This window comes from Streptomyces sp. NPDC002911, assembly GCF_053591835.1.
This window is the reverse complement of sequence record NZ_JBSFUO010000014.1, coordinates 86,258-108,005: the sequence shown is the minus strand read 5'-3', so window position 1 is coordinate 108,005 and position 21,748 is coordinate 86,258. Positions and strand designations below refer to the sequence as shown.

The 21,748-nt window shown below is 70.5% G+C and carries 12 protein-coding genes and 2 pseudogenes; 4 read left to right on the top strand and 10 right to left on the bottom strand.

The genetic code is table 11. The features are described 5' to 3' along the window. Window positions 1–21: 21 nt before the first annotated feature. Window positions 22–867 (bottom strand): alpha/beta fold hydrolase, encoded by an 846-nt coding sequence (locus tag ACWD04_RS22030; RefSeq protein ID WP_451134507.1) that lies wholly within the window; start codon window positions 865–867, stop codon window positions 22–24. A 475-nt stretch (window positions 868–1,342) separates the two neighbouring features. Between ACWD04_RS22030 and ACWD04_RS22025 the strand changes: the two genes are divergently transcribed. After that, a complete protein-coding gene (locus tag ACWD04_RS22025; RefSeq protein WP_451134391.1) occupies window positions 1,343–2,428 on the top strand; it encodes a S1 family peptidase in 1,086 nt (361 codons plus the stop codon). A 128-nt stretch (window positions 2,429–2,556) separates the two neighbouring features. Here the strand turns inward: ACWD04_RS22025 and ACWD04_RS22020 are convergent, their stop codons facing one another. Beyond that, window positions 2,557–4,581: an N-6 DNA methylase gene (locus tag ACWD04_RS22020; protein WP_451134389.1), complete on the bottom strand. Its 2,025-nt coding sequence runs from the start codon at window positions 4,579–4,581 to the stop codon at window positions 2,557–2,559. Between the two features lie 529 nt (window positions 4,582–5,110). Further along, complete coding sequence (locus tag ACWD04_RS22015) at window positions 5,111–6,436, bottom strand: serine hydrolase domain-containing protein (protein WP_451134387.1); 1,326 nt, start codon at window positions 6,434–6,436, stop codon at window positions 5,111–5,113. Window positions 6,437–6,867: 431 nt separating this feature from the next. Between ACWD04_RS22015 and ACWD04_RS22010 the strand changes: the two genes are divergently transcribed. Next, window positions 6,868–10,419 (top strand): AAA family ATPase, encoded by a 3,552-nt coding sequence (locus tag ACWD04_RS22010; protein WP_451134385.1) that lies wholly within the window; start codon window positions 6,868–6,870, stop codon window positions 10,417–10,419. Window positions 10,420–10,809: 390 nt separating this feature from the next. Then, window positions 10,810–11,985 (top strand): macrolide family glycosyltransferase, encoded by a 1,176-nt coding sequence (locus tag ACWD04_RS22005; protein WP_451134383.1) that lies wholly within the window; start codon window positions 10,810–10,812, stop codon window positions 11,983–11,985. 100 nt (window positions 11,986–12,085) lie between these two features. Here ACWD04_RS22005 and ACWD04_RS22000 read toward each other — a convergent pair. The 4 genes and pseudogenes from ACWD04_RS22000 to ACWD04_RS21985 form a co-directional block, all read right to left on the bottom strand. Continuing rightward, window positions 12,086–12,249 (bottom strand): annotated as a pseudogene (locus ACWD04_RS22000) (DUF3533 domain-containing protein); the annotation flags it as partial. 87 nt (window positions 12,250–12,336) lie between these two features. Then, entirely contained in the window at window positions 12,337–13,323 is a 987-nt protein-coding gene (locus tag ACWD04_RS21995; RefSeq protein ID WP_451134381.1) for a DNA polymerase Y family protein, read from the bottom strand. Beyond that, window positions 13,320–16,781, bottom strand: a complete 3,462-nt coding sequence (locus tag ACWD04_RS21990) for a DNA polymerase III subunit alpha (protein ID WP_451134379.1) — start codon at window positions 16,779–16,781, stop codon at window positions 13,320–13,322. Before ACWD04_RS21990 ends, ACWD04_RS21995 begins: the two co-directional genes overlap by 4 nt. Before the next feature lie 476 nt (window positions 16,782–17,257). Continuing rightward, a complete protein-coding gene (locus ACWD04_RS21985) occupies window positions 17,258–17,725 on the bottom strand; it encodes a DsbA family protein (RefSeq protein WP_451134377.1) in 468 nt (155 codons plus the stop codon). 121 nt (window positions 17,726–17,846) lie between these two features. On the opposite strand from ACWD04_RS21985, the pseudogene ACWD04_RS21980 reads away from it, so the two are divergent. Then, window positions 17,847–17,945: pseudogene (locus tag ACWD04_RS21980) on the top strand (lipase); the annotation flags it as partial. A 47-nt stretch (window positions 17,946–17,992) separates the two neighbouring features. Here the strand turns inward: ACWD04_RS21980 and ACWD04_RS21975 are convergent. From ACWD04_RS21975 to ACWD04_RS21965, 3 genes are all read right to left on the bottom strand, one after another. Then, the gene (locus ACWD04_RS21975; RefSeq protein ID WP_451134375.1) at window positions 17,993–19,030 is read right to left on the bottom strand and encodes a lytic polysaccharide monooxygenase auxiliary activity family 9 protein; all 1,038 of its coding nucleotides are present in this window, start codon (window positions 19,028–19,030) and stop codon (window positions 17,993–17,995) included. Window positions 19,031–19,260: 230 nt separating this feature from the next. After that, complete coding sequence (locus ACWD04_RS21970) at window positions 19,261–20,835, bottom strand: alkaline phosphatase D family protein (RefSeq protein ID WP_451134373.1); 1,575 nt, start codon at window positions 20,833–20,835, stop codon at window positions 19,261–19,263. Between the two features lie 127 nt (window positions 20,836–20,962). Continuing rightward, window positions 20,963–21,661 (bottom strand): response regulator, encoded by a 699-nt coding sequence (locus ACWD04_RS21965; protein ID WP_451134371.1) that lies wholly within the window; start codon window positions 21,659–21,661, stop codon window positions 20,963–20,965. Between the last annotated feature and the right edge of the window lie 87 nt (window positions 21,662–21,748).

Genomic DNA, 21,748 nt, shown 5'->3' with positions numbered 1-21,748 from the left:
AGCCCGGAGCACCTCTCACGATCAGCAGACCGCCGCTTCCCGGTCGTCCAGCAGCCAGTTGAGCACGTCGGGCAGCACGGACAGGGCGTCGAAGTGCGCCGCCGCCGGTTCCAGCACGGTGGTGGCACCCGGGATCTGCCCTGCCAGCCAGCGGGAGTGGCCCACGGGTGAGAACACGTCCTTCACGCCGTGCCACAACATCACCGGCCCCCTGATGTCCGCGGGGTCGAACCCCCACGGCCGGGAGAACGCGATCACGTCGTCGATCCACCCGTACGCCGACGTGCGGAGCCCCTCGCGGAAGTTGGCGAGGAGCATGGTGCGGATTCCGGCGTCGTTGACCACGGTCCGGTCGGAGTCGGTCAGTTCCCGGCGCAGGTCGTCCAGGAGCCGGACCGGGTTCTGCCGGATCTCCTCCGAGCGGCTGATGAAGGACTCCGCCAGCCCGTCCGGGTCCGCCGCCGCCCTGGAGTACGCGAGCACGTTCGAAGCGGCCATCCCGTCGAACCAGTCGAGTCCCTCGGCGTCCCAGGGGGCCAGGCTTACCAGAGCGGCGGTGCGGGTGACCCGGTCGGGCATCAGCGCGGCGCAGGCCAGAGCGTGCGGAGCGCCGCCCGAGCGGCCGACCACGGCGAAGCGCTCCAGGCCGAGGGAGTCGGCTATCGCCCGTACGTCCTCGGCGACGTCCATCACCCGCCGCCCCGGCAACCGGTCGGAGCCGCCGTAGCCCGGACGGTCATAGGAGATCAGCTGCATGTTCCGCTGGTAGAGGACCATCCCGCGCGGAGCGGGGCCCAGCCGGCTGCCCGGCATCCCGTGCAGGAGGAACACCGGTCTGCCGCGGGGGTCCCCCTGACGCTCGACCATCAGATGCCGTCCGTCCGCCACGCGCACCTGACTCCGCACGCCGCTCCTCCGTTCGGTCGCTCCGCCCGGTCCGGGCAGCAGGTGCCCAGCGTGTACCGCCTGTTCGATGATGACCTATCGGAAGCGATACCGGCACTCCCTGGCGGAACGAGCCGGTGGCGTTCGGGACGTTCGGGGGCATTCAGTGGTGTTCGTCTTCAGGAGTGCCCTCCACGGCATCCGGACTCCAGGAGCCGAAACAGGACAGGACCAGCCCTCACCCGCTGTCAAAAGCCCGTTGCACCGGGTGTTCGCGAACGTAACCGACGTGGTGCGACACCCAATTTGTGAACGGCTCGCGGGTGAACCGTTGTCGTCATGTGTGCGTCCGGAAGTCGACCTTGTGTGCTACTGGCCAGATCGGAATAGTGGGCGCCCCATCCTCCGTGTTCCGGACACCCCACATGTCCGTGCACGGCCCCACAGGAGGTCCAAGTTGCAGCACCGACGCATACCCAGGAAGCGTGTGACCCTGGCCGGATCGGCCGTCCTCGCTCTGGTCGCGGCAGGATTCACGTTCCAGACCGCGAACGCCAGTGACGACGTGCCCCAGTTCACCCCGCGTACCCTCAGCGCGCACGCGGCCGGAAATCTCGCCGCCACCCTGGACAAGGCCCTGGGCGGTGACACGGCGGGCGCGTACTACGACGCAAAGGCCGACAACCTCGTCGTCAACGTCATCGACGAGGCGGCCGCCGAGCAGGTCCGCCAGGCGGGCGGCAAGGCCAGACTGGTTCAGAACACGCTCGCCGAGCTGACGGACGTCCGGCAGACCCTCACCGACAAGGCCACCATCCCCGGCACCTCCTGGGCGGTCGACCCGGTCAGCAACAAGGTGGTCGTCACGGCCGACCGTACGGTCGACGGCGCGGCCTGGGACAAGCTCAGCAAGGTGGTCGAAGGGCTCGGTTCGAAGGCCGAACTGAAGAAGTCCGCAGGGGAGTTCAAGCCCCTCATCGCGGGCGGCGAAGCCATCTGGGGCGGCACCGGACGCTGCTCGCTGGGCTTCAACGTGGTCAAGGACGGCGAGCCGTACTTCCTGACCGCCGGCCACTGCACCGAGGGGATCACCAGTTGGTCCGACACGCAGGGCGGTGCGGAGATCGGCGCCAACGAGGGCTCCAGCTTCCCGGACAACGACTACGGCCTGGTCAAGTACACGTCCGACGCGGAGCACCCCAGCGAGGTCGACCTCTACAACGGATCCACCCAGGCGATCACCAAGGCGGGCGACGCGACCGTCGGCATGTCGGTGACCCGCAGCGGCTCCACCACCCAGGTCCACGACGGTGAGGTCACCGCCCTGGACGCCACTGTCAACTACGGCAGCGGCGACATCGTCAACGGCCTCATCCAGACCACGGTCTGCGCCGAGCCCGGTGACAGCGGTGGCTCGCTCTTCTCCGGCGACACCGCGATCGGCCTGACCTCGGGCGGCAGCGGTGACTGCTCCTCGGGCGGTGAGACGTTCTTCCAGCCGGTGCCCGAGGCGCTGGCGGCGTACGGCGCCGAGATCGGCTGACGCCGGATCGCACAGGCCACGGCCCGCCCGCCCCTGCCCGGGGCGGGCGGGCCGTCGGCTGTGCGGCTCAAGGGACCCGTGCCGCCGTCCCGTCCGCTGCCGCGCCGCTCCCCCGGAAGGCGCGCCGGTCAGTCGCCGGCCGCGAGCCCGCCTGCGGCGAGCCGGTCACCCATGTCGTCCGCGAGGCTTCTGCCGAGCCCGTCCGTGCTGGTCAGCAACTCGCGCAATGCGGTGAGGCGGCGGAACGCCGTTGCGTAACGACCTTGTTCCTCCAGGGGGAGCCGCAGTACATGCAGTCGTCTGATGTCGACCCGTGAGGAACTCGAGGCATGGGTGCCGGCCTGGCGGCCGTTGGACGGGGCGCGCAGACAGCCGGCCAGGAACTGGGCGCTGAGCTTCCCGGGGTCGACGCGCAGGACGTAGAGCTGGGGGCCGAGCGCGACCGGCGGTCCCTCGTGCACCCAGGCCCTGAACGCCCGGACGACGCCGGCCACCACCACATCGCCCTCCTCCGCCGTGGTCTGGGCGGCCTCGGTGGCAACCCTCGTACCCGGGGCACCGTCCATCAGCAGGTCCGCGACGGTGAGCAGCGGTGTTCCGGAGTCCCGCGGCGGTGCCTCGCTGTCCGACGGCTGCGCTCCCGCACGCAGGGTCAGTGCGCCGGCCTTGACGAGGTCACCCACCGTCGCCGTCGTGCGTGACCCCCCGGGTGACAGGCCGAGCTTCGACAGGTCCTGTGCCAGCTCCGTCAGTCGACTCAGGCCGGTGGTCAGCTCCGACCATGAGGCGGCCATTTCGTCCTCCGACGGCTCGCCGGCCATGGACGTGTGACGCCCGGGTGTCACGTCCACCTCATCGTCCAGCAAATCCAGCAGGGACATCCGCACGGCACCGTCCGGCAGCACCGTCTCCGGCGCGTCGAGGAGTGACAAGGCGGAATGTACGAAGTCCGTCAGGGCGTCCCAGTCCGGTCCCTGCTCGCGTGAGCCCGGCCTGGCGAGCCGTGTCGCGTCGACCAGGAGCGCGTCCTGGGGGGCCGCTGCGGCAGAGCCGGACGCGGCGCGCAGGACCCACAGCTGGAGCGAGACGCTGTGAGGCTGTGCGCAGCCCGGCGGCAGCGCGACGACCGCTCGCAGCATGCCCGTACGCAGCAGCGACCCCCGGATGCGGCGGCCCGACTTGCGGGAGGCGACGGCCGGGGGGAGGACGACGACGGCGCTGCCGCCCGGCCGCAGATGGGCCAGTACGTGCTGCACCCACGCCAGCTCCGGCTCGGTTCGCGGGGGCAGGCCGTGGGTCCAGCGCTGGTCGGTCGCCAGTTCCTCGTAGCCCCAGTCGCGTTCGTTGAAGGGCGGGTTGCACAGCGCGATGTCGGCGCGGAGATCCGCGAAGGGGTCGTCACGCAGTGCGTCGGCAGCGGCGATGTCGGTGCGTACGCCGGCCCGGCCCTCCGTGGCGAAAGCCAGCCGGGCGGTGGCGAGGGCAGCGAGCGCGGGGTCCCGTTCGCAGCCGAGCAGCGTCAGGCCCAGGCCGTCGTACTCCTGCGCGGCGGCCACTGCCAGGTGACCCGTGCCGCACGCCGGATCGAAGACCGTGAGTCCACCCGGGCCCGTGCTTTCGCCCCCCTGTTCACCCGGTGCGCCACCCGCGGTGAGGCGGGCGTCCAGTGCGATCCGGGCCATGAGTGAGGCGAGTGGTGCGGGTGTGGTGCTGAGCTGTCGTACGTGGGTGTCCAGCCACCGCTGCAGCAGGAACTCGAACGTCTCGCGCGGCCCTTCGCTCCGCCCCAGCCGCGCCGCCTCGCCCGCCAGCTCCCGCGCCTCCTCGGAGAGCGCGGGGGAAGCGGTGCGCGCGCGGGGCGAGCGCATCCGGCGTGCCGCCTCGGCGACCGCGAGGCCCGACTCGTCCCTGCTGCCCAGTGCCTCGAACCGGGGCCACAGCAGTTCGCGGCCGCCGACGTCGTGCAGCTTCCCGTTGTCCCGCAGCCACTGTTCGATTTCGGCCAGTGAGAACTGCGGGCTCACGTCCGTCCCGCCGATGCGGGACGGGAACGAGTGGTGGCGGCGGCGCCAATTGCTGACCGCCGCACGCCCCACCCCCGCGATGCGGGCGATCTCGGCCAGACTGACCGGCACGGCGTCGCCTGTACGCATTCAAAGCCTCCGGGTCCTGGGCGGGCCGGGCGGGGGGCGGCGTCCCGGCGACCTCGGTCATGGCAGGCTACTACGGTCATTGACTTTGTTCACAGAGTGAAGCCGTGCCATGGAGGTGCGGGAACTGTGGAGGATCGGGGACATGGGCGGATCCACTCCGGGAATCGTGCTGCGGGACCGGTAGCGGCTCGAGTCCGTCCTTGGCGCGGCGTGACGGGCCAGGTACGGCAGGGGGCCGACCTGTGCCTGAACCGACCGGTAGCGGTGGCCCGTTCCCATTGTGTGGTCCAGGCGGCGGCACGCCTGGACCACCCCGGCACATCACCCGCACTCGGTACGCGTCCCGCAGCCTCGGTGAACGTGCACTTCGCCGCCCGCCGCTGCCGACGCCTGCTGGGTCGGCTTCGCCCGCAGGTGCAGGCGCAGGTGCTGGCGGAGCCTGCCGTGTGCGACCGCACGCCGGCAGATCGTTACGGTCCTTGGCCGACTGTCCACGGACGCTTCCGCGTCCGGACAACCGCCGTTGGCCTCACCGCAGCTGCTCGGGGGCGAGCAGCCGCTGAGGCACCGGTGACGCGCCGGGGGCCCGCACGGCGGGGGCGCCGCTCAGCGCTCCGTCCATGTATCCGAACAATGCGTTGCCGATCGGGTCCGGCAACGGCTTGCCGTCATCGCCGAACCGCTCGTACTTCATCAGGTTGTAGCCGATCGAGGCCTGGCGGCGCCCGTCCTCCGTGGACAGTGCCCAGGTCCCGGCCCCGAACACGGCTCCGTCGTGGCCCCAGTACCAGCCGCCGCTGGGCATCTTGAGCGTGTACAGGCCGAGGCCGTACCGCATCGCCACCTCCTGTCCCGGAGCGGGCTCGTAGGCGGGAACCGTCGTCTTCATCTCCCCCAGCTCCGCCGCGCCGAGCAGCTTCCCGCCCAGGAGCCGGCGGTAGAAGTCGTTGAGGTCGTTCATCGTGGAGACCATCGCACCGGCCGTCCCGGCCCAGGACATGTCGTAGACGCTGTAGTCGCGCGCCGGTTCGATGGTTCCGTAGAACGACTCGTACATCTTGGCGTGCGGCCCCGATATGCGGGCGGAGCGCGGGAAGTACGTATGCCGTAGTCCCGCCTTGCGGATGACGTTTTCGGTGATGTACGCCTCCGGCTCCTGGCCCGTGACCTTTTCCAGCAGCAGCCCGGCGATGATGTAGTTGGTGTTCGCGTACGAGTGCGTGCCACGCGGCGCCGGCGGCGCGGCCGCCAGGCCGAGGCGGATCAGCTCCTCGGGGGACAGCTCGCGGAACCGGCCCTCGTCAAGGGCCTGACCCGGGTCCGTCACCAGTTTGGGGAAGGCGGGCAATATGTAGTCCGCGATGCCGCTCGTGTGGTTGAGCAGCATCCGCACCGTCACCTCCCGGCCCCGCTCGCCCGGCACCAGCTCCGGAAGGTAGTCGCCGATCGGGGCGTCCAGGTCGATCCGGCCCTTGGCCACCTGCTGGAGGACGGCCACCGAGGTGAAGGTCTTGGTGATACTGCCGATCCGGTGCTCGTAGTCCGGGCGCATCGGCCGTTCGGTGTCGATGTCGGCCACGCCTGCCGCTCCGCGCCACCGTTCGGAGCCGTCCCTGACCGATGAATAGGCCCCGTACATCCCCGCCTGGTGAAACGCATGCAGGGAGGCGCGCAGCGCCTTCCGGTTGAGGTCGGTCGTGGTCGAGGCGGCAGACGCGGTGGCGGTGGCCGACAGCGGGGAGGTGGCCCCGGCCGGAAACGCGCCGACCACGAGCGACAACAGGGCCGCCGACGCCGCGGCGGCCAGGCGCGCTCTGCGGCGGTCGGAACGAGAGTACGGTCGGGTGTTGCGCATGGGCGGGCCCCGCTTCGTCAGGTGTGGGTGGCAGAGCTCCCCATCCTCTTCGCGTCACACCGGTCATCCATCCTCCCTGGGAACGATCTTGTGCACGTGAAGAGATGACGTTTGTCAGGTGTAGGCCCGCCGACGTCGGTTCGTGCCTTCACCGGTGCCGTCCGCGATTGTTTCGGCCGCCGCCCGCAGACCCGGACCGCCGGCCTGCCAGGAGCCGTTTCCTTGAAGTGCTTGTGAACTGTGTCAATGACTGAAATGCTGGGGCAGTGGCTGCTGAAGGGGGGAGGGGCCCGCCCTCCGTGGCCATCGAGGTGTGCAACACCCGGCTCGTCAGAGGTCTCCTGACCGGCCGTCACCAGAAGCATGACGACAGTTGCGTCAACGGGGCGCGAGTACGCCGGCAGCGGCGTCTCGTCAGGGAGGGACAGCGGATGGACACCATCACACGCGACCAGGTCATCGCCGGTGAGCAGAAGGCCGTCGACCGCGCGTACGACTGCTACACCGCGCGGCTCGCCGAGATGACCGGGGAGTCGGCCGCCACGGCCTCCGCCACCGGCAAGGACGGGATCGCCAACCGGCTCGACGCCGAGGAAAGGGCCGCGGCGTACGGGGGACTCGGCGACGAGTCGCTGGTCGTCGCCCGCGTCGACGCACCGGAGGAGCCGGGGAGCGGGCCCCGCCCCTGGTACGTCGGCCGACGTGCCGTCTCCGACGTCGCGACCCGCGACAACGTGGTCGTGCTGTGGACCACCCCGGTGGCCACGAAGTGGCTCGCGGTGGAACCACACGCCCCAGGTGATGTCGTTCTGCGGCGCCAGCTGCGCTGCGTGCAGCGCATCGTCGAGGACTACGCCGACGACATCGCGCGGGCAGGCTCGGCGCCGGGCCCGATTCCCGTGCCCGTCCCCGTTCTCGAAGGCCTTCCCGAGCCGCGGCCGGCCGCGGACGACGCGGCCATGGCCGAGCCCGCCACCTCCGACGACGCCGGGACACCTTCCGAGGCCCAGGAGACAGAGCCCCCGCCCGGCACTTCCGAGGGCGAGGAGCGTGCGCCGGCTCACACTCCCGCTCACGTCGCCCGGTTGCTGCGCCGCAAGTCCTTCTCGCCGGACGATTTGCTCCTGCGTGAGCTCCAGCGCTCACGCCGCGGGCGCATGCGGGACATCGTCGAGACCATCCGCCGCGACCAGATGGACCTGGTCACCGGTTCCCCCTCCGACATCCTCGTCGTGCAGGGAGGCCCTGGTACGGGCAAGTCCGCCGTCGGGCTGCACCGTGTGACCTGGCTCGTCAACAACGACCACTTCAAGGCGCAGGACATGCTCGTCATCGGACCGCACCAGCGGTTCCTCGACTATGTCGGCCAAGTCCTGCCCACCCTCGGCACTCGTGACGTCAACGCCGTCCAGCTCACCCGCCTGTGGGACGGTGAGATTCTCGGCACCGACACCCCGCAGGCGCGGCTGGTGAAGTCCGACGAGCGCATGGCAGCCGTCCTGCGGCAGCGCGTCGAGCGCGAGTGTCGCCCCGACGCCCTCGATGCCCTCCTCGCCGCACCCTCCTTCCAGGGCGACGAGCCGGCCTTCACCGTCACCGCCGGCAGTACGACCCTGCGCATCCCGCGCTCGGAGGTGCTCGCCCTCTTGGAGGAGGCACGCGCCGGCGACGGCGCACATCGCGAGCGCCGCGACCGCTTCCGCAGCCTGCTCGTCGACCGGCTCCTGCGGGAACTCACCGCCCTCGCCCCGCGGCGCGGCGCCGACGGCACGATCCGCCGCAGCCTGGAACGCAACCGCCAGGTGGAGCGCCTCCTCGACCGTGTCTGGCCCTCGCCGGGCGCCCGCGAGGCCCTGCGCAGCCTGTACGACTCGCCCGGTCTCCTGCGCGACTGTGCCGACGGCATCCTCGACGAGGCAGAACAGGCGTCTCTGCACCGTCCTCGGGCCGACAGGGCCGAGGACGATCCTTGGACCCTCGACGACCGCGTCTGCCTGGAGGAACTCCGCTTCCTCATCACGGGCGAGACGCCGCGACGTTACGGTCACATCGTCGCCGACGAGGCCCAGGACCTGACCCCGATGCAGGCCCGCGCCCTGCGCCGCCGGGTCGCGAGGGGCGGTTCGATGACCGTCCTCGGCGACCTCGCGCAGGCCACCGGCCCCTACCAGTACGCCGGTTGGGACCGCCTGGGCGCGCTTCTCTCCGACCACGGCGACTGGCGCGTCGCAGAGCTGAACACGAGTTACCGCGTACCGGCCGAGATCATGGAGTTCGTCGCCCCTCTGGCCCGGACGGTCGCCCCCTCCCTGCCTTATCCGCTGGCCGTGCGCGCCGCCGGAGATGACGCCGTACGGGTGATCGCGACCGAGCCGTGGAAGCTGCTCGGTGACACCATCGCCCAGGCTGTCCGCCTCGTCGGCAGCAGCGACGGACGCACGCTTCGTTCGGTGGCCGTGATCGTTCCCGACGATTCCGGCTGGCTCGACGAGATCGGCCGTCACCTGGACGCGTCCGAAGCCATCACCACACAGGAACGTGAGGCGGTGACCGTCCTGGCCGCCGCGCAGGCCAAGGGCATGGAGTTCGACCACGTCCTCGTCGTCGAGCCGGCCACCATCGCGGACCGCGGCCCGTCGGGGCTGCGCCAGCTCTATGTCGCGTTGACCCGCAGCACCCAGAGCCTGACCATCCTGCACACCGCCCCGCTCCCCGAGGCCCTGACGCAGACCCCGAACAGCCGGAGTCCGCTGCTGCCCGGCCTCCCGACGGGCAGCGCCTCCGACGCGGAGACGAGGGCAGACGTTCCGGAGATCGGCACCGACATCCGGGTCCGGGTGATCGGCCACACCACCGGCGGCAACTACAAGGTCGAGGCCGTGGCACCCACCACGGACCGCCCGCTGCTGATGGCCGTGCGCCACGGCTCCACGCCTCCGGCCAAGGGGGCGGAACTGGATGCCTGGGTGCTGCGCCATGCCTCCAGCGTCAGCTTCGTCACCGTCGACGAACGCGGCCGTCGGCCCATCTCGCCCACCATGGCCCCGCGGTACGCACAGGCGCTCGCCGTCGTCGAGGAGCTGGCGGACGGGAACGTCCCGGACGACTTCCGAGCGCGACTGTCGGAACTCAAAGGCATGGCCAACCGCTGCCTGCGGCTGGATCAGCACGACTGGCTGGACGTCTGGCGCGTGCTCGGATCCCCGGACCGGGCCCGCCTGAACCTGCTGCGGGATCTGGCGGCCAACGCCAACCGAGCAGCGGTCTCCGGCGTACCGGACCTCGACCGCTTCCGGGCCGAACTGGAGCGCAGCGGCCTGGCCGAGGACCTGGCCGAGGCACGGCGGACGATCGAGCGCCGCGTCGGCGCCGCAGCCGGCCACGCAGCGGACGGCGAAGGCGGCCGTCCCGCCCTCTCGCCGCTGTCGGCGGCCCCGGAGCCGTCCGCGGGTGCCGATCTCTCCGATACGACCGAGACCCCCATGCCGTCCGAGCCGAAGGAATCCGCCCCCATGACATCCACTCCCGTCGCCGTCGCTTCATCGGAACAGCCTGCTCCGAGCGCCGGGCTTCGCCAGATCCTGGAGGACTCCGCCGCGGCTGACCGCACCTGCAAGACGCATGAGGCGGTGCGCTTCGAACTCATGGCGGCGCTCCTGCGGGCCGATCGTCAGCCGCAGCCGGGCTCCCAGGTCGTCGACGTGTCCTGCAGGACCGAGGACGGTCACCTGCTGTACGAGGTGCTCGGTGCAGGCCTCGCCACGTACGCCGATCTCCGTGCGGGAGCGGTCCGGCTTCTGGAGATCAACCACACGCTGCCCGAGCCCGCCGGTCTCCTCTGCCTCGTTCTCGCCGGGCCGCCGGCCGAGGACTGGTCGGCTGCCACGGTCCACGAGGTCTTCGGCGTCCAGGTGCTGTGGCGTACCCAGCAGGGCTGGGAAGGCGACGGCGCGGAAGTCGCCTTGGGTCATACCCAGGCGTGAAGGCATCGCGAAACAGGCGCTGCCTCCGCGTGGCCATCGAGTGAGGGAAGCGGCGCGGACAGCAGTGCCGGGGATGCCGGGAGGGCCCTGTGTCAGTTGGTCGCCAGGAGTTGGTTCGCACCTCGGGCGGCGGTCAGGGAGGAGCCGTGTGGCGTTCAGTACGTGCCGGCCGGCGGTCAGCCGCGCCGTGCAGCGCCGGAATTCCCTCGCGTACCACCGGGGAGCGCTTTAGGATGCGGCGCATGCACTTCCACCAGATCTACAGCTGACACGGACGGGGCAGCGGCCCCGCTCCCGTACCGCGACCCGTGCGCGTTCCCCGGCAGGTTCCGGGCGGCGCGCCGGTCGGGTGTGTCCTCTTCGCCGTAGACCTGAAACGAGTGATTCCGTATGTCCCGTCGCCGTACCCATATCGCGATGATCGGCATTCCCGCCGTCAGTCACGTCCTGCCGAGCCTCGAGATCGTGCGTGAGCTGGTGGCGCGCGGCCACCGGGTGACGTACGCCAACGACCCCGCGGTGGCCGGCCTGATCACGGCCACCGGCGCCGAGTTCGTCCCGTACGGTTCGGTCCTGCCGGTCGCCGACAACGTGTGGCCGGACGACCCGATCGCCGCGATGGACGTCTTCCTCGACGACGCCGTGCAGGCCCTGCCGCAGCTGCGTGCCGCGTACGACCAGGACCCGGCGGATCTGTATCTGTACGACATCGGCGCCTACGCCGCGCGGGCACTCGCCGAGTCGCAGGGCAGGCCCGTCGTCCAGCTGTCCCCGACCTTCGTGGCCTGGGACGGCTACGACGACGGCATGGCGGCGGCACTGTGGGCGCTGCCGGGCGCCGACGCGTACCGCGCGAAGTTCACGCAGTGGCTCGCCGTGTCGGGGGCGTCCACCACAGACGTCGACACCTTCTCCGGCCGGCCCGCGAGGGCCCTGGCGATGATTCCGAGGGCCATGCAGCCGCATGCGGACCACGTCGACACCGACGTCGTGACGTTCGTCGGTCCCTGCTTCGGCTCGCGTGCGGACCGGGACACCTGGGCCCGGCCGGCCGACGCCGAGAACGTACTGCTGATCTCCCTGGGCTCGGCGTACACGAAGCAGCCCGAGTTCTACCGCCGGTGTCTGGAGGCCTACGGCGACCTGGCGGGCTGGCACGTCGTGCTCCAGATCGGGAAGCACACGGACCCGGACGAACTCGGCGAGATCCCGGGCAATGTCGAGGTGCACTCCTGGGTGCCCCAACTGGCGATCCTGGAACAGGCCGACGCGTTCGTCACCCATGCAGGTATGGGCGGCAGCAGCGAGGGGCTGTACACCGGTGTTCCCATGATCGCCGTCCCGCAGGGGGCCGAGCAGTTCATGAACGCGGACCGGCTGGCCGGCCTGGGTGTGGCCCGCCGCATCGATACGGCGGACGCCACCGCCGTGGCCCTGCGCACCGCGCTCACCGAACTCACCGCCGACCCGGATGTCGCCCGGCGCTCGGCGCTGCTCCGCGCCGAGGCCCGGGCCGAGGGCGGTACGGCGCGGGCCGCCGGCCTCATCGAGGAGATGCTGGGCTGACCTTCGCCTTGCCGCAGGGGGGCGGGGAGGGCGACCGTGCGCTCTCCGCCCCCGTGCCAGGTCAGGGCATGCGAGATGACCGAACCGCGGCTCAGCGTCGCTGGGTGACGAGCCGGCCGGACACCTGCTGTGGGGCGACGCCCCCGAAGGGGACATCCGTCGGGTCGGGCCGGTGCAGCGCGCGTAAGAGGCGATGAACAGCAGCTGCAGTGCCAGCACGCCGATGACCAGCAGCGCGGCCCGTGCGGTGACGGCGTTCTCCACCTCGTCAGCGAAAGCCGTGCCACCACGGTCCGGCCGGGGCGTGGTTCGCGCAGGCGGGGTCGGGCCGAATGGCGGAGAGAAGAAGGCTCATCGCCGCCGGGCGAGAGCGGCTGGCTGTACGGCCTCAGGGCCGAAGCGGCGGCGGGCCTTGTCCGCAGCGGATTCGATGGCGCGGGCGCGGTCGGTACCGGGGTCGAGGGAGAGCTGGCGGTGAGCGGCCCCGGCCGGCCGGAGGTCGTCGACGCGGATCGTGAAGGCGCGAACTCGTGCCCGCTGCAGTCCGAGACCGGCCAGCAGCCCCAGTGCGATTGCGGCGAGTGCGGGGGAGTGGTCGGTGGCCTCCGGCAGGGCGCGTGTACGCGTGGTGGAGCTGCGGTCGGCGTAGCGCACCGTGAGAGTGATGCGGCCGGTGACTTGGCGTTCACCGCGTAGACGCTGGCCGATCTGTTCGGCGATTCCCAGGACGGCCCGGTGGTGTTGCGCGGGATCGAGGCAGTCGCTGTCGAGTACGAGATCGGCGCTCAAGTGCTTTGCGGGTTCCTCGGGCACGACCGGGCGGGGGTCGTTGCCGCGAGCGCGTTCGGCCAACAGCCTTGCGTGGCCGACGCCGAGGAGTCGTTGCAGTGTGGCCGCGGGAAGGTCAGCGATCTGCCCGATGGTGTGCAGGCCGAACTTGTTCAGAGTCGACGCCGTGGCGGGGCCGACGCCGGGCAGAGCGGCGAGTGGGCGCGGGTAGAGCCATTGAGCGGCCTGCTCGGCAGGTACCCAGGTGGTGTCTCCCGGCGCGGATGCATCTGCTGCCATGGAGGCCAGCATGCGGTTGCCCGCGAGACCGGCGCTGCTGTCGATGTCGTAGAGGGCCTTCAACCTGATCTTCGCCAACTGGACCATGTCATAGGGAGACAGGCCGAAGTACCGGAGCGCCGAAGTCAGGTCCAGTTGCACGGCATCAGGGGGGAGAGCCTGGGCGTGAGGCGTAATGCCGCACATCAGTTCGATTACGCCGCCGTGCTGATCCTCGGTCAGCTGGGCGTGCAGATGGAGGTGGGCTATGTGGCGCCGACGCGTAGTCATCCTGCACTCCCCGGGCTGGTGTAGCCGAACTTCTTCAAGTCGGCTGATCGGCTGCCCGCTGGTTGCAGATCGGCATACGGGTGCAGACGAGCCCCCGTGGTGCCGTTGGCCAGGGTGCGTTGCGGCTGAGCAGGCGTCGGATGCGGACGGTTGGCACCGAGGAGAGCGAGTGCCGCTTCGGGGCCGTCGTCGCGGCGCGCGGCTGCGATCTCGTCCAGGTCCCAGGCCATGGTGCCGACAACGGTGCGACGAGTGCCACGAACCTGCACCGTGCCGCGGACCAGGAGCAACCCGCTGTGGAAGACGGTGTGAGCGCAAGCCGGATGGGAGTCCTCGAAGAACGCCAGGTCGACCAGGCCGGAACCGTCCTCGAGCGTGACAAAGATGATGCGCTTGCCACTGGCGATCGGTGGGGTCTGGGTGGAGGCCCGTACGCCGGCGACGAGAACCTGTTGTCCTGGGCGCATGTCCGTGAGGTGAGCGGCGTCGGTTGCGCCGATCTCACGCAGCAGGCGGTGGTGGTGCTCCATCAGGTGCTTGGATACGTCGATGCCGATGGTGCCCAATTCGGCGCTCATGGCTTCACGAGAGGTCATTTCTGGCAGGCCACTGGGCTCTTCTCCGCCAACGGCGTTCATATCGATGGGTAGTTGGCCCTTTCCCGCGGATCGGGTCCGGGTCTGCCGGTGGAGTTCGGCAATCTGCAGCAGCAGGTCACGCCGAGTGAGCCGGCCGTCGTGCAGGCTGCCCAGGGCGCCGATTTCGGCGAGACGTTCGGCGATCGGCCTGCTGGGGCGGGCTCGCTGCCAGAAGTCGGACAGTGAGCTGTACGGCTGTCCGTCCTCGATCCGGGCGCACTCCTCCTCGCTGATGCCGCGCACCTCGGACAGTGCGAGGCGTACGCCCCATTGCTTCGCGTCGACCTGCTCGACGGTGTGCTGCACCTTGGAACTGTTGATGTCGGCCGGCAGGACCTGTACACCGCTGCGTCGTGCGTCGGCGACAAGGACGCGCTTGGGCCACATGCCCGGATCGTGTTCGAGCAGGCCTGCCAGCAGGAACGCCGGATAGTGCGCCTTGAGCCATGCGCTCTGCAGGGCGGGCACAGCGAAGGCGACCGCGTGCGCTCGGCAGAAGCCGTAGGCGCCGAATGCCTCGACGGTCTTCCAGACCTCATCGCAGGTTTCGACACCGTAGCCGCGGGCGCGTGCCTGTTGGTGGAACCAGTCCTTGAGGCGGGGCAGACGGTTCTTGTCGCCGAGGGCCCGCCGGGCGATCTCGGCCAGGGCTCGGTCGCAGCCCGTCATCACCGACAGCGTTTCGATAATCTGCTCGTGCCAGATGGTCACGCCGTAGGTATCGGCGAGCACCGGCTCGAGATCGGGATGGGCGTAGGTCGGTGTCCCGCCGTGGCGTGCGGCGATGTACCGCTCGGGCATACCGCCGGCGACCGGCCCCGGCCGGAAGAGGCTGATGTCGGCGATGACGTCCTGCGGATCGCGGGGCTGCAGCCGCGACAGCAGATCTTGCTGGCCGGGCGACTCGAGCTGGAACAGGCCGAGGGTCCGGCTTTCCTGGATCAACTTGAACGCGAAGACGTCGTCCAGCGGCACCTGGCGCGGGTCGTCCAGCTCGATGCTTTTGCCGACGGTCCGCTCGATTTCTGCGACCGCATGGGCCATTGCAGACTGCATCCGTACGCCCAGAACGTCCAGTTTGATGTTGCCCAGTGCCTCGATCTCCTCCTTGGCGGCCATCGCCATGGGGTAGTCGCCTTGCGGTGTGGGCTGCACGGGCAACCGGTCCAGAAGAGTCGCGTCGCTGATGACCACACCGCAGGGGTGCATGGCCATGCCGTGGATCAAAGAATCGAGGCCTTCGGCGAGCTCCCACAGTGGTCCGTACGTGTCCGCCTCGGCCGACAGCTGACGCAGCTCCGGCAGCTCGGTGAGAGCACTGGTGATGTCGGACGCACGCAGATGCGGGAAGCTCTTGGCGATCCGGTCGATCTCCGCCGGAGCGATCCCCAGGGCGAGACCGGTGTCACGCAGGGCGCGGCGGGCGCGGTAGGTCTCGGGCATCGCTGTGACCGCGACCCGTTCCTTTCCGAACCGGTCGAAGATCGTGTCATAGCACTCCAGCCGTCGGGCGGACTCCACATCGATGTCGATGTCGGGCAGCGATGCCCTGCGCACGCTCAGGAAACGTTCGAACAGCAGGCGATGGTCGAGCGGATTGGCCGTGGCGATCTCCAGCGCATGGCAGACCATCGATCCGGCACCCGAGCCGCGGGCCGCGACTCGGATTCCCTTCGCGCGAATGTCGGCCACGACCTGACCGACGGCAAGGAAGTACGAGTCGTACGTCAACCTGGAGATCACGGCAAGCTCTTCGTCCAGCCGCTCGAGTGCGTCTCTGTCGCGTTCCAGACCGCGTCGGGCCATGCCGGCCTCGCACTGCCGACGCAGCAGCTGTGCCGCACCCCCCGGTCCGGAGTCGGCGCCGAAGAGTTCCGGTTCGGGGAAGTGGGGCGTGCCCAGGCCGAGGTCCGACGCGGCATCCACGGTGCAGGCGGCCGCCGTGGCGGCGGTGTCCAGCATCAGGCGATGGGCCCGCCGGGCATCGGTTCCGGCGCACTCGGCGATCATCCGCGCCACGCCCGCCATCTCTGCCTCGTCCTTGAGCCAGCGCTGTCCGCTGTCCAGCCGTCGCCAGTCGATGGGGCGCAGCAGTCGCGCGGCATCCAGGACATCGGCGATGCGGTGCTGATCCGGATCGGCGTAGCGCGCAGCATTGGAGAGCACGGCAGTGGTGCTGGTGCGGTCGGCCAGGGACAGGGTGCGGGCGGCCAGGCGCAGTGACCCCGGACCGACGCTGAAACGTTTCTGCGCCACAGCTTCCAGCCGTACCTCACTGCCGAAAATCTCCTGCCACGGGGCCAGGAGCTTCATCGCGACGTCCTCTCGGCCTGCAGCCAGCGCCCGGACCGGCTCCGAGAGGGGGCCGAGCAGCACCGTCAGGCCGGGACCGCCGTACTCGCGCAGCGCCCCCCACGGCACCACCGGCGCCCCGCGCGAGGTGACACTCGCAGCGTGGGCGTGGGCGGCCGAGGTGATGCGGCACAGCCGCGCCCATCCCATCCGGTCCTGGGCCAGCAGGACGAACCGGAGAGGCGGTTCGACTACATGTGCCCCACCCCGCGCAGGCGTGGGACGCCGCTGGGCGGGGGGAGGGGGCGCGATGGCCTCTACGGCGAGGTCGATGCCGAAGATCGGCCGGATGCCCTCACCGGCGCATGCCTTCGCGAATCGCACGGCACCGGTGACCGTGTCCCGATCGGTGAGAGCCAGCGCCGACATGCCCCGCTCGGCCGCTCGCCGTGCCAGCTGCTCGGGGTGTGAGGCGCCGTAGCGCGCGGAGTAACCAGATGCGACATGCAGGTGAGTAAAGCCCGTCATGTCACACCTCCATCGCTTCGCCCCTTTTGGCAACGTCCGCCCGATAGGTCCATCGTACGCTCGTTCGATAACTCTAACTCAGCATTCGAACGTACGAACGCTTCCTGTGGTCGGGCGGGAGAGGGGGCCCTCTGCGGAAGGCCGGGAAGGAGCACATTTCCTCCGACGGCAGCGCCACGGAACGCCGCCGCGGCTCCCTTCGCGCCGGACGAGGGAGAGGGCAGGGCGAAGCCCGCGGATGGCTACGGCGCGGTCCGACCGCGTTCACTGATCACGTCGGCGCTCACCGGCGCCTGCCTCGTCGTGCACCACCGCTGGGTGTGGGGCGATGTCCGATCAGTCGCGGGGGAGCTGGAGGGCCCGGTCCGGCAGTGATGCGCGGCGGCGTGCCGCGGGGGCGAACGAAGACGGCGTGGAGTGCATCAGGCCCTGGTCGCAGGGCACGGTCATCGGGCTACGGTCATCAAGCCCGGACGTCAGGTCCTGGCCGACGGCGTGGCCCGCTTCAGTCGTCCGACGACGTCGGCGACGGAGAGCGCCCCCGAAATGGCCGGCCGTCCGTTGAACGAGAAGCTGGGCACGCAGGTGACTCCGATCCGGGCGGCCCGCTGCTCGTCGGCGCGCACGGCGTCCCCGAACCCGTCGCCGTCCAGCAGCGCCTTCACCTCGGCGGTGTCGAGCCCGGCCTCGGTGCCGAGCCGCACCAGAGTCCGCCGGTCGCCCTGGTATGCCCCTTCGGCGGTGTATCCGCGCAACAGCCGCTCGCGTACCGGCTCGCCCAGGGAGCGGTGCTCACCGAAGTGGATGAGGCGGTGTACGTCGAAGGTGTTGACCGGTACGGCGTTCTCCAGCCGGTAGTCCAGTCCCATTCCGGAGGCGAGCCGGGGGATCACGGCCACGCCCGCGGCAGCCTGCTCGGGCGGCATGCCGAGGTCGCGCTGCACGCATTGAGGAACCGTCAGTTTGCCGTCGCGGGGCCGTCGGGGTCCAGTTCGAAGCTCCGCCAGGTGACCGTGAGGGAGGCGCGGTGCTCGAACCGCTCCAGGGGTGCCTCTTTATCGACGCGCGATCGGGACGATCGACAGGATCGCCTTCCACGGGGTGGCGAACGCCTTGGACCCGACGCGCGCCACCCCGACCACCTGCGCCTCGGCCATCGGCTGAGACGCGGAGCCGGGCCCCCGGTGGCCGGAGGCCCGGCAGTCGCCGGGTCAGGCGCGGTGCGTGCCGCCCGCGGCCCGGCGGCGGACAGAGACGAACAGGGCGCTCGCACCGACGGCCAGCGCGGCGGCGCCGCCGATCGCGAGGTACGAGGTGCTGCTGCTGCCACCGGTCTCGGCGAGTACGTCACCGGCGGGGGAGGCGGCGACGTTGTTCGGCTCGGGAGCATTCGCCCCGGCTTCGGACGCCCCGGCTTCGGACGCCCCGGCTTCGGCGGCCGGGGCCGCCTCGGTCACCTCCGCACCGGTCGCCGCGTCGTCGTCACCATGGCCGTCGTGCTCGACGGACGACTGGTCGGCGCCCTCGTCGATCTCCTCCTCCGACGGTGCGGAGGCCGTCGGCGCCGGTGCGGCCTCGGTGGTACCGCCTCCGGCGCCCTCGCCGCCGAAGACCACGTCGGAACAGGCGTAGAAGGCCTCGGGGGAGTCCGACCGCTGCCAGACCGTGTAGATCAACTGCCGCCCCGACGCCTCCGGCACGGTGCCGTCGAAGACGTACGACCCGTTCTCCAGCGTCGGGTCGGTGGCTGTGGCGAACGGCTTCTCCTGCAGGTCGGACCACTTCAGGGGCTGCGCCGGGTCGTAGCTCGCCTTGGTCAGGTACAGCTCGAACGAGCCCTTGTGGGGTGCCGTGGCCCGGAACCTGAAGGTGTGGCTGCCCGCCTCCATGGGCGTGGACGGCCAGTCGGCGCGCGGCAGGTCGAGCCCCTTGAACTTGTCGTTGGCCGCGCTGCACAGCTTGCCGTCCGGGATCAGCTCACGGTGCTTCCCCGCCGCGTTGGCGATGTTCACACCGTTCCAGTCGTACAGCGCCTGGGTCCCGCCCGCCGCCACCGCCGCCTTGCAGGCCGCGGACCGCGGGTTCTCCGGCCCCTCCGCGAAACAGGCCGAGACCCGGCTGACCGGATCGCTCAGCGAACCGTGCGCGGCGGCGGGGGCGGCGGACAGCCCGGCCAGGGCGAGCGGCGCGGCGCCGAGGACGGCGACGGTTGCGGCGAGCCTGCGACGGGCGGGGGTGATGACGGCCATGGTGGTGGTTCTCCTTCGGCGGCACAGCTGTTGACCAGGTCTGGTGATCAGCAAGCTAGCCGTCGCCGGGCACGGATCCGGGCGTGAGAAGGCGCAGGTGGCGATCGTTATGGCGCGCTTAAGGGATGGTTAGGGGAGCGCTCAGGAAATGAGCCGGTCGGACGTCACGGACAGGGAATCCGGGCCCGCCGACCGAATTTCTGTCCGTAACCGCCCACCGACCGCACCTGTCAGACCTGGACGCCGGGCGTGCCGTCCTCCACGACCACGCTCGCGCGTGTGCTGATCGTCGCGTCCGGCTTCGACACGAAGGGCAGGACACGGAAGTCGCTCGTCCACCGCTCGCGGTCCACCGTGACGCGGACGTAGCCGCGCTGGCTGTTGAAGAACTTCATGTGCGGGTTCGCCGCGAGGAACGTCTCGCCCTGCGCCGTCATGTCCGCCCCGTCGCCGCCGCTGGTGATCGAGGTGCCCACGAACTCGGAGCCGACGGTCGCCGATTCCGGGTCGGTGTAGTCGCGCTTGAGGTCCCAGGCGTAGTTCTGGTGGCGGTCACCCGTGATGACGACCAGGTTGCGCACCCCCCGGGTGCCGGCCTCGGCGAGCAGGCGGTTGCGCTCGGCGACGTAGCCGTCCCAGGGGTCCGTCCAGACCGTCGTGCCAGGCCCCGGGTCCTGGTCGGTCTGGCCCATCGGTGCCTGGTTGCCGAGGACCTGCCAGCGTGCGTGCGAGCGGCTGAAGCCCTTGAGGACCCAGTCCCGCTGCCGGGATCCGAGCAGGGAGCGGTCCGTGTCGAAACGGTCCTCGCAGTCGGCCGAGGTGCCGTCGCCGCACGGCTGGTCGTCGCGGTACTGGCGGGTGTCGAGCATGGTGAAGTCGGCGAGCCGGCCGTAGGAGAGCCTGCGGTACATCTGTACGTCGGGGCCGTTCGGCAGCTGGGTGCGGCGCAGTGGCGCGTGCTCGTACAGGGCCTGGAAGGCGGAGGCCCGGCGCTGCAGGAAGGTTTCCGGGTTCTCGTTGTTCTCGGAGGTCTCGTCCGCCCAGTTGTTCTCCACCTCGTGGTCGTCGAACGTCATGATCCACGGGAAGTTGGCGTGCGCCTCGCGCAGCGGTGCCTCCGACTTGTAGAGGCCGTACTGGAGGCGGTAGCGGGCCAGGCCGATGGTCTCCGTGTGGAACTTCGGATCAGTCGTCACACCGCGCTTGTTCGTCTTGACGCCGGACTCGTAGAGGTAGTCGCCGAGGTGCACCACCAGATCCAGGTCCTCCTGCGCCATGTGGTGGTACGCCGTGAAGTAGCCGTCCTGCCAGGCCTGGCAGGAGGCGAAGGCGAACTTCAGCTCGCGCGGGGAGTCCGAGGGGGCCGGGGTGGTGCGCGTACGTCCCACGGGGGAGATCGCCGAGCCGGCCTTGAAGCGGAACCAGTAGGTGCGGTCGGGGGCGAGCCCGTGCACCTCGGGATGGACGGAGTGCGCCAGTTCGGGAGTCGCGACGACGCTGCCGCGGCGCACGACCCGGCGGAAGCGCTCGTCGAGCGCCACCTCGTAGTGGACCCGGACGGGCTTGGCCGGCATACCGCCGAGGCCGTCCTGGGCGAAGGGGTCGGGAGCCAGGCGCGTCCAGAGCACGACGCCGTCCGACGTCGGGTCGCCCGAGGCGACACCCAGGGTGAACGGGTCACCCTTCAGGGTGGGCACGGCGAACGCGGACTGAGCCTCCCACGCCCCCGTCCCGAGCATCAGTGCGGCGGCTGCCGCCCCGCCGAATCCGAACATCTGCCTGCGGGACACGGAATACGCGACCACGGTTCGTCCTCCTCGGTTGATCTGCGCCAACCTCGGACACGCTGCCGGGAATTGATGTCATGCTCACACGCAACGTATGGCCGGGGACCAAGCGATACGTGAACAGGGCAGCTATACGCGGGCGGTCTCAGGACACCGCGCGGTAGCGGCGCTCCGGGCGGCCCGTCCCGCCGTACCGCAGGGATACCTCGGCCCGTCCCGTCTCCGCGAAGTACTCGAGGTAGCGGCGCGCGCTGACCCGGGACAGGGTGCCCGCCTCCGCGCATTCGGAGGCCGACAGCCCGGCCGGGTGTTCGCGCAGGACACGTTCGACCAGGTCCGCGGTATGGGCCGCCAGGCCCTTGGGGAGCTCACGGGAGCCCGGGGGCCGGGTGCCGAAGATGCGGTCCACGTCCTCCTGGCGGGCTTCCTGACGAGCCTCGTGCAGTGCGTCCAGACGGTTGCGCAGCGAGGCCACGTGCTGCAGCTGCTCCTGAAGGGCCGAGCGGTGGAACGGCTTGATCAGGTAGTGCAGGGCGCCCGCCCGCAGAGCCGCCCTGACCACCCCGGCGTCGCGCGCCGCCGTGATGAAGAGAGCGTCCGTGCTGTGGGTGCCCCCGTCCCGTTCCTCCGCCGCACGCAGCTCCCGCAGCACCTGGATCCCGTCCATGTCGGGAAGGAAGATGTCGAGCAGGACCAGGTCGGGACGGAGCCGGCGGGCCGCGCGCAGGGCCTCGGCGCCCGTGTGGGCCTCGCCGACGACCGTAAAACCGTCGATAGCGGACACGTAGCGGCTGTGAAGCTTCGCGACCATGAAGTCGTCGTCCACCACCAGCACGTTCGTCACGCCGACACGGTAGGGCGGCGACCACAACGACCACAACGTCCTTTGATTCCGGAACGGCGACAGCTCGTTAACGCGCAGGCAACATGT

Coding starts and splice junctions, on each gene's coding strand:
- ACWD04_RS21995 (WP_451134381.1), bottom strand. CDS start 13,323: ATGACTACGCGTCGGCGCCACATAGCCCACCTCCATCTGCACGCCCAG.
- ACWD04_RS22015 (WP_451134387.1), bottom strand. CDS start 6,436: ATGCGCAACACCCGACCGTACTCTCGTTCCGACCGCCGCAGAGCGCGC.
- ACWD04_RS22030 (WP_451134507.1), bottom strand. CDS start 867: ATGGTCGAGCGTCAGGGGGACCCCCGCGGCAGACCGGTGTTCCTCCTG.
- ACWD04_RS21975 (WP_451134375.1), bottom strand. CDS start 19,030: ATGGCCGTCATCACCCCCGCCCGTCGCAGGCTCGCCGCAACCGTCGCC.
- ACWD04_RS22005 (WP_451134383.1), top strand. CDS start 10,810: ATGTCCCGTCGCCGTACCCATATCGCGATGATCGGCATTCCCGCCGTC.
- ACWD04_RS21990 (WP_451134379.1), bottom strand. CDS start 16,781: ATGACGGGCTTTACTCACCTGCATGTCGCATCTGGTTACTCCGCGCGC.
- ACWD04_RS22010 (WP_451134385.1), top strand. CDS start 6,868: ATGGACACCATCACACGCGACCAGGTCATCGCCGGTGAGCAGAAGGCC.
- ACWD04_RS22020 (WP_451134389.1), bottom strand. CDS start 4,581: ATGCGTACAGGCGACGCCGTGCCGGTCAGTCTGGCCGAGATCGCCCGC.